The sequence below is a fragment of the Streptococcus sp. 449_SSPC genome, from assembly GCF_001073005.1.
In the GTDB taxonomy this organism is placed as follows: Bacteria; Bacillota; Bacilli; order Lactobacillales; family Streptococcaceae; genus Streptococcus; species Streptococcus salivarius_F.
On record NZ_JVGR01000006.1, the window covers coordinates 217 to 17,362 of the forward strand.

General features: G+C 42.2%; 12 protein-coding genes. All 12 read right to left on the reverse strand.

Annotation, left to right across the window (positions count from 1 at the left end; all coding sequences use genetic code 11):
* A partial coding sequence (locus tag ADH51_RS01655) for an accessory Sec-dependent serine-rich glycoprotein adhesin (protein WP_152904282.1) occupies positions 1-2,628 on the reverse strand: 2,628 nt, incomplete at its 3' end.
* A gap of 490 nt (positions 2,629-3,118) precedes the next feature.
* Positions 3,119-4,120: a sugar transferase gene (locus ADH51_RS01660; protein ID WP_048674041.1), complete on the reverse strand. Its 1,002-nt coding sequence runs from the start codon at positions 4,118-4,120 to the stop codon at positions 3,119-3,121.
* A 35-nt stretch (positions 4,121-4,155) separates the two neighbouring features.
* Positions 4,156-4,380, reverse strand: a complete 225-nt coding sequence (asp5, locus tag ADH51_RS01665; RefSeq protein ID WP_002883546.1) for an accessory Sec system protein Asp5 — start codon at positions 4,378-4,380, stop codon at positions 4,156-4,158.
* 4 nt (positions 4,381-4,384) lie between these two features.
* Complete coding sequence (asp4, locus tag ADH51_RS01670) at positions 4,385-4,564, reverse strand: accessory Sec system protein Asp4 (protein ID WP_002883547.1); 180 nt, start codon at positions 4,562-4,564, stop codon at positions 4,385-4,387.
* Entirely contained in the window at positions 4,557-5,909 is a 1,353-nt protein-coding gene (gtfB, locus tag ADH51_RS01675) for an accessory Sec system glycosylation chaperone GtfB (RefSeq protein ID WP_048674043.1), read from the reverse strand. Before gtfB ends, asp4 begins: the two co-directional genes overlap by 8 nt.
* Positions 5,906-7,414 carry an accessory Sec system glycosyltransferase GtfA gene (gene gtfA, locus ADH51_RS01680; RefSeq protein ID WP_048674045.1) on the reverse strand — a complete coding sequence of 503 codons (1,509 nt, stop codon included), beginning with the start codon at positions 7,412-7,414 and terminating at the stop codon, positions 5,906-5,908. Before gtfA ends, gtfB begins: the two co-directional genes overlap by 4 nt.
* 12 nt (positions 7,415-7,426) lie before the next feature.
* Positions 7,427-9,802, reverse strand: coding sequence for an accessory Sec system translocase SecA2 (gene secA2 / locus ADH51_RS01685; protein WP_048674047.1), 2,376 nt, complete (start codon positions 9,800-9,802; stop codon positions 7,427-7,429).
* Complete coding sequence (gene asp3, locus ADH51_RS01690) at positions 9,795-10,241, reverse strand: accessory Sec system protein Asp3 (RefSeq protein ID WP_048674049.1); 447 nt, start codon at positions 10,239-10,241, stop codon at positions 9,795-9,797. The genes secA2 and asp3 overlap by 8 nt, the downstream gene beginning before the upstream one ends.
* A 2-nt stretch (positions 10,242-10,243) precedes the next feature.
* Positions 10,244-11,782, reverse strand: a complete 1,539-nt coding sequence (gene asp2, locus ADH51_RS01695; RefSeq protein ID WP_048674051.1) for an accessory Sec system protein Asp2 — start codon at positions 11,780-11,782, stop codon at positions 10,244-10,246.
* On the reverse strand, positions 11,769-13,340 hold the full coding sequence (asp1, locus tag ADH51_RS01700; RefSeq protein WP_048674053.1) for an accessory Sec system protein Asp1: 1,572 nt from the start codon (positions 13,338-13,340) through the stop codon (positions 11,769-11,771). The genes asp2 and asp1 overlap by 14 nt, the downstream gene beginning before the upstream one ends.
* Before the next feature lie 100 nt (positions 13,341-13,440).
* Positions 13,441-14,667, reverse strand: a complete 1,227-nt coding sequence (gene secY2 / locus ADH51_RS01705; RefSeq protein ID WP_048674055.1) for an accessory Sec system protein translocase subunit SecY2 — start codon at positions 14,665-14,667, stop codon at positions 13,441-13,443.
* 94 nt (positions 14,668-14,761) lie between these two features.
* A complete protein-coding gene (locus ADH51_RS01710; RefSeq protein WP_048674057.1) occupies positions 14,762-16,855 on the reverse strand; it encodes a glycosyltransferase in 2,094 nt (697 codons plus the stop codon).
* Positions 16,856-17,146 lie beyond the last annotated feature (291 nt).

The following is a 17,146-nucleotide window of genomic DNA, read 5'->3' on the forward strand; positions in this document are numbered from 1 at the left end:
TACTTCTGATTCTGATTGTGACACTGATTGTGATTTAGAAACCACTTCTGATTCTGATACAGATTGTGACTTAGATGTTACTTCTGATTCTGATTGTGACACTGATTGTGATTTAGAAACCACTTCTGATTCTGATACAGATTGTGACTTAGACGCTACTTCTGATTCTGATGAAGATTGTGATTTAGACACTACTTCTGACTCGGATTGCGAGTTTGATGCAGAGTTTGAGAATGATTGCGATTGAGAAGCAGATTCAGAATCATTCATCTTAACGAAGTAATAGTTCACATCAGTTGAAGGTTTAACCGCTGATGTAATTGAGTAGTTATTTGAGAATGAAGTATAACCCTTCAAATTAGAGTATACTTTTCCGTTTGGAGCTGTAGGATCATTTGCTACAGATCCTTCTGCTTGAATCTCTGGAACTTTACCAGCAATAACGTTGTAACTGTTGTTACCGGCACCCGCAGGTGTCAATGATGTGCTTGGAGCACCTTTGAATGGACGTGGATAAGTGTGTAGAGTTCCATCCATTTGTTTATAAGTATCTGTCTCAGTAGGAGACGACCAACCAGTGATAATGAGTGATTTGCTTCCAGCAGTTTCGTTGACTTCAAGATAGTAGTCACCATTTTTACTGTTTACTTTTGTAACTTTAGTCTCATCAGCCTTCCACTCTTCACCAGCCTTATTAACTTTACTTGTGTAGATGAGTGTGTACTTAGATACATCTTCAGTACCAATATCTGATGTAGCAAAATTGTTCACTTGAGATGGATCAAGGGCGTAGAATTTCGTTACAGTTGAGCCATCAGTATCAACGATTTCAGAAATACGTTTCACGTAGTAGTGGTTTGCTCCACCTTGAAGTTCGACAAGTTTTTGTCCAACAACACCCTTACCGAGAATACCTGATGTTTTTTGAGTTGTATCTGTTGTGGCAGCTACAGGTTTGTAACCAGCAACATCACGATTTCCTGAGGCTGTGAATTGTTGCCCTGCAAGACCTGTTTGAGTATAGCTTGCAAGAACTGTTTCATTTCCAGTTGGTTTGTATGTTTGACCTTCTGTGTACTTGCTACTGTCAACGACTTTATAGTAAGTTGTTTGATCAGCTTTAGCATAAGGAACAGAAGTTTGAACGTTTTGTTTGTCTTCACCTTGGTTACCTGGGTAGTTAGTATCACGGATTTGAAGTGTTTCATACTCAAGGTTAGCATTTACCAATGAGAAGGTAACGTTACCTGGATTAGTTCCGTTAGCAGCTGCGTATGTCAAAGTGTTAGTTACATCAGAGTTATTGTTTGTGATGTAGCTTGGAAGTGAGATATTGCTTTCTCCCGCTTTGATTGTACGAGTGTAAACTTCTGAACCATCAGACTTCTTAACGATACGCAAGTAAACATCTGGGTTAGCTGAAAGGCTACCTGTGATTGCTGAACGGTCTACTGAAAGTGTAGCGTAGTAATCAAAGTTTGTTTTAGCACCAGTAGCGTGGTTTGTTTTAAGGAATTGCCATACACCGAAAGTGAAACGATCAGCGTTTGGATCCAAAGCATAACCAGCTTCATTGAAGGCTGCATCTTCAATCGTTGCACCATTAGCATTTGAAATAACTGGGTTAGTATCTACACTACCAGTAGTGCTTGTTGAGATTGGTGCCAACTGTGCAGTAACTGCTGCAACACCGTTAACTACTGAGTTACCTGTGAAGCCGTTGTCAGTGATTTTAGTCATCATGTTGTCAACAGCGTTACCAAGGCGCTCACGTTGTTCTGCGTAAGCAGCGTTTGTTGCTGATGCAGCAAGCAATGTTGTTGATTTAGCAACTTCTTCTTGAACTGTTGCGATAGCAGTTTGGATTTCAGCTTTAGCAGCTGTATCAGTCAACTTAGCTTGGTAGTCTTTAGCGATACCTACAAGCAATTCTGCTTCTGAAACGTTTTGATCCAAGATAGTTTTTTCATCTTCTTGAGTAGCTGTTTCTGATGCAGTTGCAGCTGTTGAAGTTGCTGATTCTGAAGATGAAGATGATTCTGAGTTTGAACCACTGTTGCTTTCAGTGTGTGATTGGCTTTCAGAAGTTGAGTTCACTTTGCTAAGTGATACAGATTCTGAGATAGCTTGTGACAATTCTGCTGATACAGATTGTGATACTGAAACTGAAGCATCTGTACTTGCTTGAGCGTCAACTGAAGAGCTTGTAGACTCTTGGCTTGTTGATGCTACTGCTGGAGCTTCTGAAGCTACTGTTTCAGATACTGGAGCAGCGCTCAATACAGCTGCTTCAGAGTTTGCCAATACGTCATGGTTTGTAGTTGCTTGGCTTTCCAAAGCTGGTGCTGTTGTTTCTTCGGCTTGAGCAGTGTAAGTTGCCACTGCACCACCTGCCACAGCACCTGCTGCTGCAATCCCTTTAAGAAGGGCTGTACCTGAAAGAAGAGAAGATTTTTCTTCTACATTTTGAACTGTTACTGACGGAGCGTCTGCGCCACCTTTAACAACTTTGAAAAGTCCAAAGTTAGATGTTGCAGCACGGAGCCAGTTTTTACCCGATTTGATAAGTTTGAAGCGAGTCACGCGATCTGTTTCGCGGAATTCTCCCTCGTTACGTCTAAAAAACATATTTACCTCCTAAAAATATGAGTCATTTCCTAATCTGGAAATTACATTTTATAATATAACACAAGTTGACTAAAAATTGTTCTTTTTTGTCTCATTTTCTCTAAAAAATGTAAGGTTTTCGCAATTCTGAATTTTCTGTTATTTAACACTAATTGATTATATTTTAGATTTAAAACGGTTTAAACACTTGTTTTTACGCTATTTCCTGCAGGTTTTCTCATTTTTAAAGACCTTTATTTTTACTTTTAAATTTTTCTACAATTCGTTTTGTAGTAAATTGTCGAACAATTACAATCAATTATTCAGGGCTGATATTTTACATTTACAAGTCGATTGTCAGGTGTTTTTTTAACATTAGTCCTAATTAGAGACAGATCTTTCTTAACTCCTTAAGTCTAAAGTGAAAATGATTTGAGTGGTTTTCATAAAAGTCAAGTTATATGCTCAGATTTATAGCAAAAAAGGATTATCTTTCGATAATCCTTCGTTATTAACTCAACGCCATGATAGCATCGATAAAAAGTTTCTTGGTGAAGTAACCATTACTGATGAGGTAGGCAGTGTGGCGAGCGTTAGCTACCATCTGCGCATACTGCTCTTCGGTACATTCTTGAACACAACGGTCTGCTTCTTCCAGACTTGAAACAACGAAGCCTAGTCCATGTTCCTTAATATAGTCTGCATTTGAGAGGTAGTCAGGAACAACCACTGGGAGACCTGCAGCTAAGTAAGTCGAGAGTTTGTAAGAGATGTTCATCTTATAGTAATCAAGCTCATCTTCTGGTTTTTCTGAATTACCCCAGACCAGACCAAAGCCTCCCTTAGATAGCTCTAGCAAAAGCTCATGTTTATTACGCCAACCTTCGAGGTGGACTTTGGAATAATCCTTATCTTCTTGTTTCTCAGCGTAGACGTGGAGAGGTGTGGTTTGTTTCCAATCTAGGACGTGTGGGAAACGGGTTGGATTCCCAGCAAAAATCATCTTCTTCTGGAAACTAGGTTGGTGTAGGTCAAGACTGTGAGGTAAGTCCCAAAGTTTTTGGATGATAATCTTCTCAACTGTTAACCCTTCCTCAATCAAACGATCACGCATCTTTTCAGAAGGAACCACGACGACATCACAGAGATTGTACATGTCAATATAAGCAGACATGAGATAGTAGTTACTATCAAACATGAGAGGTGGAACGTCATGGATAAACATAACAGTCTTAGCATTAACAGCCTTGAATTTACGGAGTAATCGGCTATCCCACTCACTACCATTCCATGATGGAGACTGGAAGAAAACGATGTCTCCAACACTCAGTCCTGCTACAATCCCATCAAAGCGGGAATTAAGCTCTCCATCTGGCTCTTGGCTACTATCATAGAAATAAATTCCTAATTCATTAGCACCGAGCTCTCTGGCAATCTTCATGGTATCATTTTGGGCAATCAAGGCCACACTACGTGAGGACTGGCCAAATAAATTTGTAAAATGTACGCGCATGACATACTTCTTTCTATTATATAGTAGGAAGTCCTCTACTTATAAGAAACAATCATAAAAATAAGTAAGAGGATAAAGAGGGCTATGCTGATAGCCAAGGTCAACATTTTTCGAATCGGTTGGCTAGCCCAATAACTTGGTTTACCGATATTACTCGTGGCATCCGTTGAAAAAATCTGCGTTTGACGCGGTTGGATGGTCACTAGGACGATAAGGGCAACCGAAAGAATCACTGCTAGAACCATAAATACTAACATCATAAGACTACCTCAACAAACCAATAAGGGTGAAGATCAAACCGATGATAATAACAAGTCCGAGCATGATTGAAAAGCTCTTGTTAATCTTCTCTCCTCTGGTTTCTTTTTCTTTTGTGATAGGCTTTTGCTTGAGTTCTTCCATACGGCCTTCAACGTCACCGTAGAATAAATCTTTTTTAGACATGATTTCCTCCTAAAAGTGATTGTAAGCGGTCGGCCAACTCAGAGGCAGTCAGGGTGTTGGCTTGAGCTTTTTGAGCTTGCATGGCTTCTTGCATGGCTTGATCATCGCCTAGGACCTGCTTAATCTTGGCAACCATAGCTGGATGGTTCTGACTGGCATAGATATGCTCAGGTGCTGTATAGACAGGACCATGAGCTGTTTCCGAAAAGGCCAAAATCAACAATTGGTGTTCAAAGGCAGTTCGTGTCGCCTTATACAATTCATTATGATGGTTAATGTCCAAGTAGAGGTCAGACTCTTGATAGAGCTTGTCCAACTGCTTGTGACTAGCGTTTGGATGGAGCACAACGTTTGAATAACGCATCATTGAAAGCAATCTTGGTGACATCTCAGTGACCGCTGCAATCTGGAAGGTCACATCAGGGAGTGACTCAACCAAGACTTCCAAACGCTCAATTTGGTCTGAATTGGTTGCGATAAAGGCATTACGAGGTTTACCATGATTTTCCTTGAAGTCATAGGCATAGCCAAGAGACAAGATTTTATGATGCTTGTCCTCTGGCGCCAAGGTCAAGGCCTTTTCATAAGTCGCCTTATCAGGAATGATGATGGCATTGGCTCTGGCTGAATTATCTTCCAAGATACCATTCATATTACCTGGAAGGACATCACCCAACGGCTCTTGCCAGACAAGGACATCAGTGGCACCTTGATTTTCCATAGTCCATGAGACGATGAAAGGTGTCGCCAAGCTATTAAAGATAATGTGGTCGATATCACCAAAGACCTGAGCTAGAAAGGCTTTGATAAATTCGGTACGGTTGGCAAAACGACGAAGGGCTTGTCCTGGTAAGGTCAAGAGAATATCACCGGTGAGATGATTTTCCAAGATACGTTCGTCGCCTTCTTTGGTTTGGTAGCTGGTAAAGAGTGCCTGACCATTCTCATCATGAGTGGTCTTGGCAAAGCAGAAACCGTACTTGTTGTAGTAGTCCACTTGGCGAATCTTACCTGACTTGTCCAACCATTCGACACTTTTGACAATACGTGCCTTGCTACCTTCTGGGTAGGTGATGCGGGCACGTTCTTCGGTGAGGTTAGACACACGCGCCATCTGATTGTTCCCTGAAATTTCCCAAAAGGCTGGCACAGGGACTTGGTTGAAAAAGCGTGGTTTGCCTGTTTCCTCTGCTGCTTCCACATAGTAGGTGAAAGGAGAGAGAGCTCCTTGAGGGAGAAAGCCATCTAGATTGATGACAACTGTTGTGGCATCGTAGCCTGCTGCCTGAAGAGAGTAAGCCAAATCCTTACTGGCTTGATTGTAGTAATCACATAAGAATATCATGAGCGTACCTCCTCAAGTAACTGTTTCCAAGCTGCCTTGACTTGGCTAGTCAAGAAGCCTTTGGCAAGGTCATAAGATTTTTGGCGCATAGCCTCGATATTGCCTTCTTCGTAGAGACGGACAATGGCATCCTTATAGGACTTGGTGATAACATCCACAACATGATTTTCAGCGACGGGGAGGAGATAACCGTTGGCCCCATCCTGAATAAAGGTTTGATTCCCATAAGGAACGTCAAATCCAATCATCGGAAGACCTGAGCCAACCGCCTCCATAAGAGTAAGTCCAAAACCCTCGCTGGTTGAAGCTGTCAGATAGACTTCGTACTGGCTATAAATGTCAGTCAAGTCAGCGTGGCCCATGAGTCGGATATAGTCGCCAGCTTGTGCTTCAACAATAATCTCACGCAACTTGGCATCCATACTACCACTACCGTAGATATCAAAAGTGATATCTGGCAAGGTCTTATGAACCTCAATAACCGCACGAACCAACCAGTCAATGTGTTTTTCCTGGGCCAAACGTGAGGCCGTAATCATTGAGAATGGTTTACGTGGCTTGTCTTGTCCAACCAATTCAGGCAGACTTCCCACCGGAATGGTATAAATCTTTGGATCATGGTTGGTGTAGCGACGGAACTGCTCCTGTAAGATTTCCTTCTGACGATCAGTCGCCACGATAAAGAAATCAACCTTGTCCGCATTAGTAAATTGGTACTCGTAATAGTTATTCCAGAGAATGTAGTTGTCATCAGTTTGATTGATACTAAAATGCTCAGCGTGAACAACGACGCCTAGGCGAGCAGCTTGCGCTTCTTCAAAGACCAACTGGCCAATACCCGTTTCACGGTCCAAAATGACCACATCATCCTTGGTTAGGGCCAGACGTTTGAAGAAATAACGAAGGAATTCTTGCTTACCATAGAGAACCTGATCAGGGAAACGATAGATATCCTGATTATTGTCTCCTACAATCATGTCATAGGCTGTAGACCCATCTTCGTTATAAAAACGACGTTGGTAAACCTTGGCTTGATTGTCCTTAGGCGCAGAATACTCACTGCAATAACGGGTGTAAGAGTAAAAGTCCTTGCGCAAAAGCTTGTCATTGACAAAGTAGCTCACGGTTTCCACAGCGTCCTCGTCAACCGCACGAAGGTTACATGCTACTACCATATCATCCTGTGGATAATGGTAACGAATGAGGCGACCAGCAACTTCCTTGCGCTCAGGATTGGCAGGTAAGACGGTCTCTATTTCTGCTAGGCTAATGGTCGATGGCGCAATCTTGATATCTGTAAAATAGTTATGAAGCCAGATGATTTCATCGTCTGAAAAACCAATCTTGCTAGTCATATGCTCGATATTATCCCCAAGGATGAGGTCCATAAAGACAAATTTTGCTTCTTGCCCCATTTCCCTGAAAATCTTAGCACGATAGGCCTGAGCATACTCAACACCACTGCTGGCCCAACCTATGCCTAAATTAATGTTATATACTGTCATAATTTCCTTATTTTATGGGAAATGGCTGATGATATCTCCTTTTTTAGTGACTTGCACCTGACTAAGGAGAAGATTACGAACCATATCCTTTCTGATTTGACGTTTCATGGCTTCGAAGCCCTTGTAGGCCTCTTGGTAATATTCGACAATAGGGTTCTTTTGACTGAGTTGCTGGCTACCGATAGCCATTTGGAGTTGTTGCAGATAGTCTACCTGCTCCACCCAGTTGTCATCCACAGCCTTCAGCATGGATAGGCGTTGGAAATACTCGTTAAGTTCCTTGGTTTTCAACTCCTGCTTCTTAGCATCAAGTTCACGATAGGCAAACTGGTAGATGAGTTCCAAGACTTGCTCACGATTGTTGAGGTCTAAATCCTTAGGAATTTCATTGATGCGGAAGCTGATATTACGCAAGATAAAGTGGTAAAGATTTTCCGCTTTTGAGAAATCTTCCTCAGCCATTGCTTGGTCGATGAAATCGTCAAGAACCTCGTCGATAACAGTGTCCAAACCTTGATTGTGGTAGATGAGACGGTCACGTTGAGCATAAATCATCTCACGTTGGATGTTCATACTTTCTGCAAATTCAAGCGTCTGACGACGTGAGGTACGACCAGAACTTTCGCTAGCTTCTTGGGCTTTTTCAACCAATTTACGATACTTGCGACCGGTCAGTTCCTTAGGCTCAATGTGATCATTAATGGCGTATTCTTTGTAGGTACGGTGAACCCATGATGGACCGTATTTCTTAATCACATCGTCTTCAAGTGAGACGAAGAATTTAGACATACCAGGATCTCCCTGACGTCCAGAACGGCCACGAATTTGCAAGTCAATACGTTGACTTTCCATACGTTCCGTACCGATTACGACCAATCCACCCAGTTCAGCTACGCCCTTGCCGAGCTTGATATCTGTTCCACGTCCAGCCATTGAAGTCGCAACTGTCACGGCACCCATTTGTCCTGACTCAGCAATCATCTCAGCCTCTCGAGGTGCATTGTTGGCATTTAGTAGGTTATGAGCAATCCCCTCACGCAAAAGTAAAGAAGAATAAAGCTCTGACATTTCCACCGAACCAACGAAAATCAAGATAGGATTGCCTTTTTCATGATAATGCTTAACATACTCTAAAGAAGCAAAGACCTTCTCTGGCAGAGTCGCATAAATCTTATCTGGATAGTCGATACGTTGTTTCTTACGGTTGGTTGGAATTTGAATGACCTTCATACCATAGGTATCGAGAAATTCTTTTTCCGCAACCTTACCAGTACCAGTCATCCCTGAAATTTTCTTGAATTTTTTAAAGAGACTTTGGTAGGTGATAGAAGCCATGGCTCTGGTTTCTTGTGACAAGGCCACTAATTCCTTGGCTTCGATGGCTTGGTGGAGTCCACCTTGGAGCTTGGTCAATTCCAAGAGACGACCTGTCGATTTATCAAGAAGAACCACTTCAGGCCCTTTCTTACCATCACGAATGATGTAGTCCTTGTCCTTTTTATAGAGCAAGTGGGCACGAAGTGAAAAGAGCAAATGACGGGCAAAGGTACTATTTTCCTCATCGTAGAGGTTGCCGATACCGAGGTAGTTTTCAGCAGCCTTGGCACCCTTAGTGGTCAACCAAACTTCACTTTTTTCCTCTTTGAAGATGTAGTCTTCACCCTCGACCAAGGTGGTCATGAGTGTATCCATCATTCCATAGTAGTTGGACTGAACACGGGGCGCACCAGAAATAATCAAGGGCGTCTGGGCACTATCAAGAAGGACCGAGTCAACCTCATCGACGATAGCATAATTAAAAGGACGCATGTATTTCCCGTCTTGGTTAGAAGCAAGGTTATCAATCAAATAGTCAAAACCTAGACTGGCATTGGTCGTGTAAACGATATCTGATTGATAGATGGCACGCTTTTCAGCTGGTTCCATCTCATTACTGCCTTCCACACAAGGCACACCAATCGTCAAACCTAGGAACTCATAGACCTGACCCATTTCTTCGGCGTCACGGATAGCCAAATATTCATTGGTCGTAACGAGGATAGCCCCTTCACCTGACAAGGCATTAAGGTAGACTGGCATGGTTGCCGTCAAAGTCTTACCCTCACCGGTATTCATCTCAGCGATATGGCCCTGGTGCATGACAATGCCCCCCATGACCTGAACATCATAAGGAAACATGCCTAGCACGCGCTTATCTGCTTCACGAACAACCGCAAAGGCTTCTGGCAGGAGGTCGTCCAAGCTTTCTCCTTGGGCTAAACGCTCCTTAAATTCCTGCGTTTTATTTTTCAACTCAAGGTTGCTCAGACCGGCCATTTCATCGGCTAGGACGTTGATTTCCTTGAGTATCTCCTTAACAGGGAGAATAGGATTCAGTTGTTTAAACATGTTCTTCTCCTGTTTCTTCCAGTTTCAAGCTGTAGAAATCCAGCTCTTTGACCCCAGCACTCAAGAGAGAAATACGATAGGTATAGGCATCATGAGGGTAAATAAAGGTCATGTGGGTACTTTTTTCAATAAGCTGTTTGATTTCATTGTCATAACGGTCCAAAAAGCTGACTTTCAAAAAGACTGAGCCTGTTGGTACAGCTTCGAGATTAGCTGTCAAGTCATAGCTATGCCCCTTTTTCAAAAGTGGGAGGGCAGGCTGGGTACGAGCAGCTTGATAGTTTTGGATGGCCATCCAAGACTGGATTTCCGTTCCTGATGGCACCAAAGGATTGTAAAATTGCACAGAACCATCTTGGCGTTTAACAATTTTTGAGCCATACATGTAGGCTTTGTGGTTTAAGCCCCACAAGATTTCTGATTTCTTGTTTCTGAACATTCTTACTCCTTCCTTCCAAAATCATTTTCTAAAATCATACGGTAAAAATTGACAAACCAAGTTGTCGCCGTATATGAATCATCGTTGTGTCGACCTGACGTTCCCTTACTGAGAATCTTAGCCCCTGAGTAATAGAGGGACTTGGTAATATCCTCATAGGCCGTCGGATCCATATCCTCGTCTTTCATGTAAGAAAGACCAAAGGTCGTGTTTGAAAAATCTGCTTTTTCAAACTTATTCCAGAACTTCTGATTAAGGGCCTCAACACCCTCATTATCCAAGCGTCCTGTCTGCAAATGCAAGACATCAATTCCTGTCGGGAAAACCTCTGGTGCCAAGAGTCTGGCACGATTACCGATAGTACCAACATTGGCTAGGGGTTTAGACATGATGATGGCATGAGGTTCAAAGTCCGCACCATAGTACATAGATGGGAAGGTTCCCATGGACATCCCAGAGAGAATGAGTTGACTATTGTCAAAACCTAGATAGTCCAAGTAATGTTGGATGGTATCCTTGATACTATTTTCAAGCTCTTCAGTTCCCATGTAGAAGGCTCCCCCTTGGAGACGAGGGTCTGAAAAGAGCAAGAATGGTGTTCCCATCCCTTTCATCATTCCGAAACCTTCGAAACCTTCGGCAGGACGGAAACCTGAGAAGTAAACAGACAAAGGTGGCTTGAAATCCCCAGGATAAAAGAAATAGTTGATTTCCTGACGCTTGCTGTCGTGGAGAATACCACCACCAAGTACAAATTTACCGAATTGGAAACGGGTCAAACGTTGGTGGAGACCACCAATTGTAATCTGACCTTTGCCCTTCATTTCAAGACTAGCAGCCAAGAGGAAGGTCATGTCCTCATCAAGAACAATGGCCCCCTTGCGCATTTCTTCTTCTGAAACGATATAGGTCTTAAAAATACCTGCGACCGAACCTTCTGGCAAAAGATTGAGAATCAAACGACACTCGCAAGTCTCCTCTTTTTCAAATTCCAGCCAAAGCTCGATAGGATTTTCCTTGCTGGCTCTGACATTATAGGTCCAATCCAAGACAGGGCTGAAATCTTGACCATAATCCCCTTTTAAAATGACATTTTCATAACCATGGTAGGTCACTTGGCCAGTAAAATTGGGGTTAACCTGGGTAGTGAAAGGAAACATCTTATCCCCGTACTGCCCTGAAAAGAGCGCTTTTGAAAGGGTAAAGAGCAACTGTCCTTGATTTGAAAAATCAGTCGGCACAGCGCACATTTCCTTGATAAACTGAGCAAGTATCTCATCTGTCACTTCAATCGTTTGATCAAAGAAAATAGTATGAGGAATCAAATGCTCTTTAATAGCCATCAATTCTTCAAGACCTGCAAGACTGTCCACAATGACAGCTGTGAAAGTCTTGATTTCGTCTTCTTCGATGGTTTCTTGCAAGGTCTCAAGCTGACCAAGATTGCAATAATACCATTTCATATTTTCAGGAATTTCCTGATTTTCTGACCAGTTGGATGACCCAACTTGTAGTATTTTCAGGCGATTATCCTTGGTCATTCTGCTCCTCCTTCAACCAATTTTCCCATTTTTGTACCAAACGGTCTCCTGTGTTTTCCTTAATTTTCTCAATTGAGTAGATAAGGGAACGGTTCCAGTTGTTCAACTGTCCCAAATAGTAGTAAGCCCCTTTTTCAAAATCGGACAAGTGCTTCAAGATATAACCATTTTCTTGGTGGGTCACATACTCAGACGCCACACGGTTAATCTGCGGAATACCAGCACTAATCCCTGCAATCTGTGTATAACGATTAGGCTCCTTGCTCAAGTCAACAATGAGTCGTGTAAACTGAAGAGACTTGATAAGGGCAGTCTCGTCACGCAGGTCTTGGAAAGAAAATCGGCTTACGATTTCATTATTTTCTTCCAATTTATTTTCTGCACCACTACTTTCGACAACCTCTTCAAAGGCTTCTGGACTCAATCGTTCTTCAATCATTTTTTCCACTTGATTTTGCAGGCTAGCAAGTTGCTCTGGATTAGCATTAAAAGCTCCAAACTCAACCTGTGTCTTAGGATACTTAGCCACAAAAGCCAAAACCTGATAAATCGCCTCTAAATCCAATTGGTCAAAGTCAACCTGATAGAAGATCTTAGACTCTTTAACACGTTGACTAGTTCCCAAAGCCAAACGAGTATCGAAGGAAGCCATGTGTTTGAGTTTCTTAGCCTCTTCTGGATAGGCAACTTGAAGTTGCTCCAAGTAATCGTAACGGTCAGCAATCAACAAGTCCACTTGTGGCAGAAAGGCTGGATAGGTGTCAATACTATCATCCTGATTACGTTCTGCGAACCAGGTCAAAATCTTAGTGTTAGCTGCTGGCAAGTGGTCAAAGAGGTGTTTGTTATGACGCAAATCTGAGGCGATAACAAAGCGGTCCTCTGCTTCTACCTTTTCTTCCAAGAATTTAGTCAAAAATTCCCAGATAACTTCTGAAAGGTCACCGTAGTAACTCTTATTAAAACGACCTTCCGTACGAGGATTGGCTACAATCCCACGACCATCAAAGAAATGACAAAGCTGCCAAACTCCCTTGGCATTAAGGTAGTTTCGATAGCTTGGTTGTCCGTCTTCATAATAAAGACTACTTGAAATAAAGCCGCGGTCATCATAGATGTCTTCACGAATGATTTGCTCTTCTTTATAGTAGCGAATCATGCCAATAAAGCCTTCTGAACCGAACTCAATCTCGGCATAACGCTTGTGTTGGCATTGCACCACGATAGCAAATGGTGTGTGAACAAAGGTAGACCCTTCTGGCCATTCCAGGTCTGTCACTTGAAGGTTTTTCATATCTTCATTAGTGATACCCTGAATCAAGTCAAAAATAGCCGTATAGCCAACTTCCAAGACATCATGACGATGCAGGAAATAACGCAAATGCGGTTGATAGGCTAAAAGCAAAAGCTGAGGCGCTAAATCCTCATCCTGAAAAATACGAACTTGGTGCAAGCTGTCATCAAATTCAATTTTTTGACGGATACGGTACCAAGGATCAATGGCCGTCTTCCAAAATTCGTCCGTCTGTCCATACCAAGCTGGAATAAAATAATACATGAGTTCTCCTTCATTGTCTTTTCATCACAATACTTGAGATTGAGGGGCAGACCGATCACACATCACCAGCCTGCCTCTCAACCCCACGAGGGGTGAGATATTATACATTTTCAAAAAGTGGGGTGTAGGAAGTGTTAAGCTTCAAGGCTTTCATTTCCTCGTTAACGTTGTAAATCATACCGCTAAAAATCAAGAAAGTACCAGGAATCATACTCAATTGCAGGTAATCATGATTGACCAAGATAATAAGCATTGGAGCACCTGCCATAAAGAGCATGTAAAGGGCACCGATGAAACCAAGTCTAAGCACCAAATGGTTGATATAGGCACTGGTTTCTTGGCCTGGATAAACGCCGTAGATGTACTCACCTGACTTGCGCATACGCTCAGAGATTTGCTCACCAGAGACATTAACAAAAGCAAAAGCTAACCCTAGAACGAAGAGCATGACCAGATAAACAACCAACCAAAGAGGTTGACCAACCGTCAAGGCCTTGATGGCACCACTGGTCCACTTGTTTTCAGGATGGATAAATTGAATCAGCATAAAGACGTACTGCGGAATGCTGACTAGGGACATGGCATACATGAAAGGCATCCCTCCAGCTGGATTCAACATAATATCCAAGTAAGAATACTGTTTGAAGCGGTTATGAATATTGATTTTATTGATTGAGATACGGTATCTAGCCCTCTGCACAACCCCTGAAACATAGAGGAAAATCAAACTGAACAGAATCAGAGGAAGCAAGACATTCCAACCAATACCTAATTTTTCAATGCTATCCATGATTTGATAAGGCAGATTGGCCATCATACTTGCCATCAAGATGACAATGGAGCCCCCAATCCCAAAGAGGGAGTTGAGATCTGATAGCCAAACCAAGAAAAAGGTCCCGGCAATCAATAAAATGGTATTCATGAAAACAGCGAGACTAGCATTAACCCCTGAAACGATAGGTAAATTCAATGATACTGCCAAAGATTGAACAATGGCAATCCCCAGGGCCAAATACATGCGTCTACGGTCCTGAATCTCAATGGGAAGATTTTTCAAGCCCATTTTCTTAGAGAAAGAAAACATCTGCCAGAGAATCATGGCCGACATCCAGGGCGACAAGCCCACTGAAAAAAGAGACATGGACCTGAGGTTTCCACCCATCATGGCACTAGAGAAAGCCAAGGAACCGATGGCTCCCCCAAAGATATTTGCATTTTTCAAATCTACAAACGGTAGAACCAATTGATTTCCCAAACAATAAATAAAGAGGAAAAAGAGGGTCCATAAGACACGTTTGGTGATTATCGATTGACTAATTTTTTTCACTATTACTCCTATTTCCTGCCCATAGACAGGCTGATGTTATTTCGATTGAAACGAGACAGAGACGCCATTTCAGCCTACTTATCCAAGCAAAGGATTACAGGCTCTTCTTGCGCATTTGGCGAATGGTCTCAGCCATCTCTTTCCAACGATCTCTTGAGTAGGTTTGTTGGTTATGCTTGGTTGACTTAAGGTCCTCGAACCCTAAAATCGGTTTGTTTTCAAACCTAAAGGCATCAAGAATTTCCACTACTTTTCTTCCTGGATTGATATCTAGAAGCAAGTCACTGGTACGCAACAATTCCAAATCTAGCCCATTTAAGCCCGCAATGGCTGAGTAAACCGTCACATTTGGATAGGTAATCAATTGGGCAAGTTTATCTGTCACATGCTGTCGAGAGGCAATTTTAAACTGTACCTTAGGAAGAGCCGAGATAAGGTCCGTCAAATGCGGAATTTCTGAAATGTTGGTGTAAACCAAACAAGTAAATGGACGGCCCTTAGGATAAATCATGTCCTCTGAAAGTGGCAATAAAGCGACATTTTCAGCAACCCCTGACCAATCCATTTGAGCATAGAACCACCAGACCTCGCGATAAGCTTGGCAAGCCAATGGCAACCAAGGCTTACGGTGTGAGGCATAATGCACAACCTTAGGATAGTCTTGACCATTTGGCAGATGGAAACCAGCTAAACTAGACTTGGTAACCGCATAGTTGTTGTCAAAAGACAAGGGCAACCAGTTGTTACGGAAGACCATGTTTAGAATGGACTGCTCCGCAAATGGGACCTTGTCATGCCATTCACTAGTCATGTCGATTAGGTGGCGTCTCATGTTGTACTGCTTCCAATAAGCCGTATCAATCACCATGAAGCCAGCATCAAACATCGCCTGGCGATCCTGAACCTGAATAGCATAATCACGCACGGCAGCCAAAGGTCGACCTTGCAAATCAAGGGTAAAGAGGTCCTCTAGAGAACCTGTAACCACCATGTCACTATCCAAATAAAGGGCCTGTTCCTCAGACACAAAGTCCGCCACAAAATAGCGAAGATAGCTTGCATAGTTGCTATTAGTCTTGTATTGCTTGATATGACTACTATCCACACGACAGTTAATCACTTCACTACCAAAGGCAGCCAAATGACGGTTTAGTCCTCTAAACCACTCTTGAGAGAAATCATCGTTAATCAAGTAAAAACGAATGTTGCGATGATGGAAAACGATGGATTTGATGGTCGTAAGCACTTGGTCAACATAAGTATAGTTAGCCGCAAGAACAATAGCACGCTTTTTAGTCTCATAACGTTGAGGAGCTAAACTCAAGACCTGGAATTTCTCCTGAATGGAGCGGTAGGCATCAGAATCCGTGAGACCTTGCTCCTCAACATTTTTCAAGCAAGCCTCTAGCATCTGACGGTAGGTGACCATGTATTTCTCCAGAGGGAAACCATGACTAGCAACAATAGCCAAGCGTTCTTCCATGGCATAAACCAAGGTCATCATCCAATCTTGCATCCAAGTCGCTGATGGCATCTCTGGACTCTCACGATATACATAAAGTCCCTTGTTGAGATAAACCGTACGCTCACTCATGAGATAGGCTTTAAGGTTGAAAAAGCCATCCTCCCCTGCATGCTCTTTTGGAAAAAGCAAGTCATTAAACAAAGAACGTTTGTAGAGTTTGCCTGTCGCAGAAATCAGAGCGATGTTAATGTTATTGGTTTCTTCAAAGAGACCATCAATAATCTGAGCGGGTGAATAGACCTGTTCGTAATAATCTTCATCCTTGATATAAAAATAAAAGAGATCTTCCGATTCCTTATAGACACTGTAATTAGCAACTGCGATATCTGCCTTGTGTGCTTGAAGCGCCTTATAAAGCTCCTCTAGATAGGTTGGCTCTACCCAATCCTCAGCATCCACATAGGTGACGTAAGCTCCCTTAGCCTGACGAATACCAATATGGCGAGCATCTGAAAGCCCTCCATTATCCTTTTTAAAATAGAGGATCCGAGAATCCCTAGCGGCATAACTACGGCAAATGGCGTCGCTATTATCTATTGAGCCATAATTGATGAGAATAATTTCAAGATTTTGATAGGTCTGCCCCAGGACGCTGTCTAGACAGGTCTGGAGTTGATTTTCTACATTGTAAACGGGAATAATTACGGAAATTTTTTCTGTCATTTTTTATTTCTTATTTTTTCTAGCTAATACATTTTTTTATTTTCCTGTCTCAAACTTTCATAAGATAGCAAGGAACAGTCTAAGAATCTGACAAGCATTTTACGGTCACAAGATATAAAGATTGTAAACACATTTCTATACACTTTTTCCTTGATTTTATCGAGACTTAACCATATTAAATTATAACATAGTATCACTTAATTTTCTAATAGATTAACTTTTTTATGAGGGATTTTTTTCAAATAAATTTCCTTTTATTTTCAAAAAAACTGATAGTTAGGACGCTTCTAA

Bases quoted from the DNA above. Each gene is read 5' to 3' on its own strand.
- asp5 (WP_002883546.1), bottom strand. From the start codon at position 4,380: ATGATGTTAGTATTTATGGTTCTAGCAGTGATTCTTTCGGTTGCCCTT.
- asp3 (WP_048674049.1), bottom strand. From the start codon at position 10,241: ATGTTCAGAAACAAGAAATCAGAAATCTTGTGGGGCTTAAACCACAAA.
- gtfA (WP_048674045.1), bottom strand. From the start codon at position 7,414: ATGACAGTATATAACATTAATTTAGGCATAGGTTGGGCCAGCAGTGGT.
- ADH51_RS01710 (WP_048674057.1), bottom strand. From the start codon at position 16,855: ATGACAGAAAAAATTTCCGTAATTATTCCCGTTTACAATGTAGAAAAT.
- secA2 (WP_048674047.1), bottom strand. From the start codon at position 9,802: ATGTTTAAACAACTGAATCCTATTCTCCCTGTTAAGGAGATACTCAAG.
- asp1 (WP_048674053.1), bottom strand. From the start codon at position 13,340: ATGTATTATTTTATTCCAGCTTGGTATGGACAGACGGACGAATTTTGG.
- ADH51_RS01660 (WP_048674041.1), bottom strand. From the start codon at position 4,120: ATGCGCGTACATTTTACAAATTTATTTGGCCAGTCCTCACGTAGTGTG.
- asp2 (WP_048674051.1), bottom strand. From the start codon at position 11,782: ATGACCAAGGATAATCGCCTGAAAATACTACAAGTTGGGTCATCCAAC.
- asp4 (WP_002883547.1), bottom strand. From the start codon at position 4,564: ATGTCTAAAAAAGATTTATTCTACGGTGACGTTGAAGGCCGTATGGAA.
- gtfB (WP_048674043.1), bottom strand. From the start codon at position 5,909: ATGATATTCTTATGTGATTACTACAATCAAGCCAGTAAGGATTTGGCT.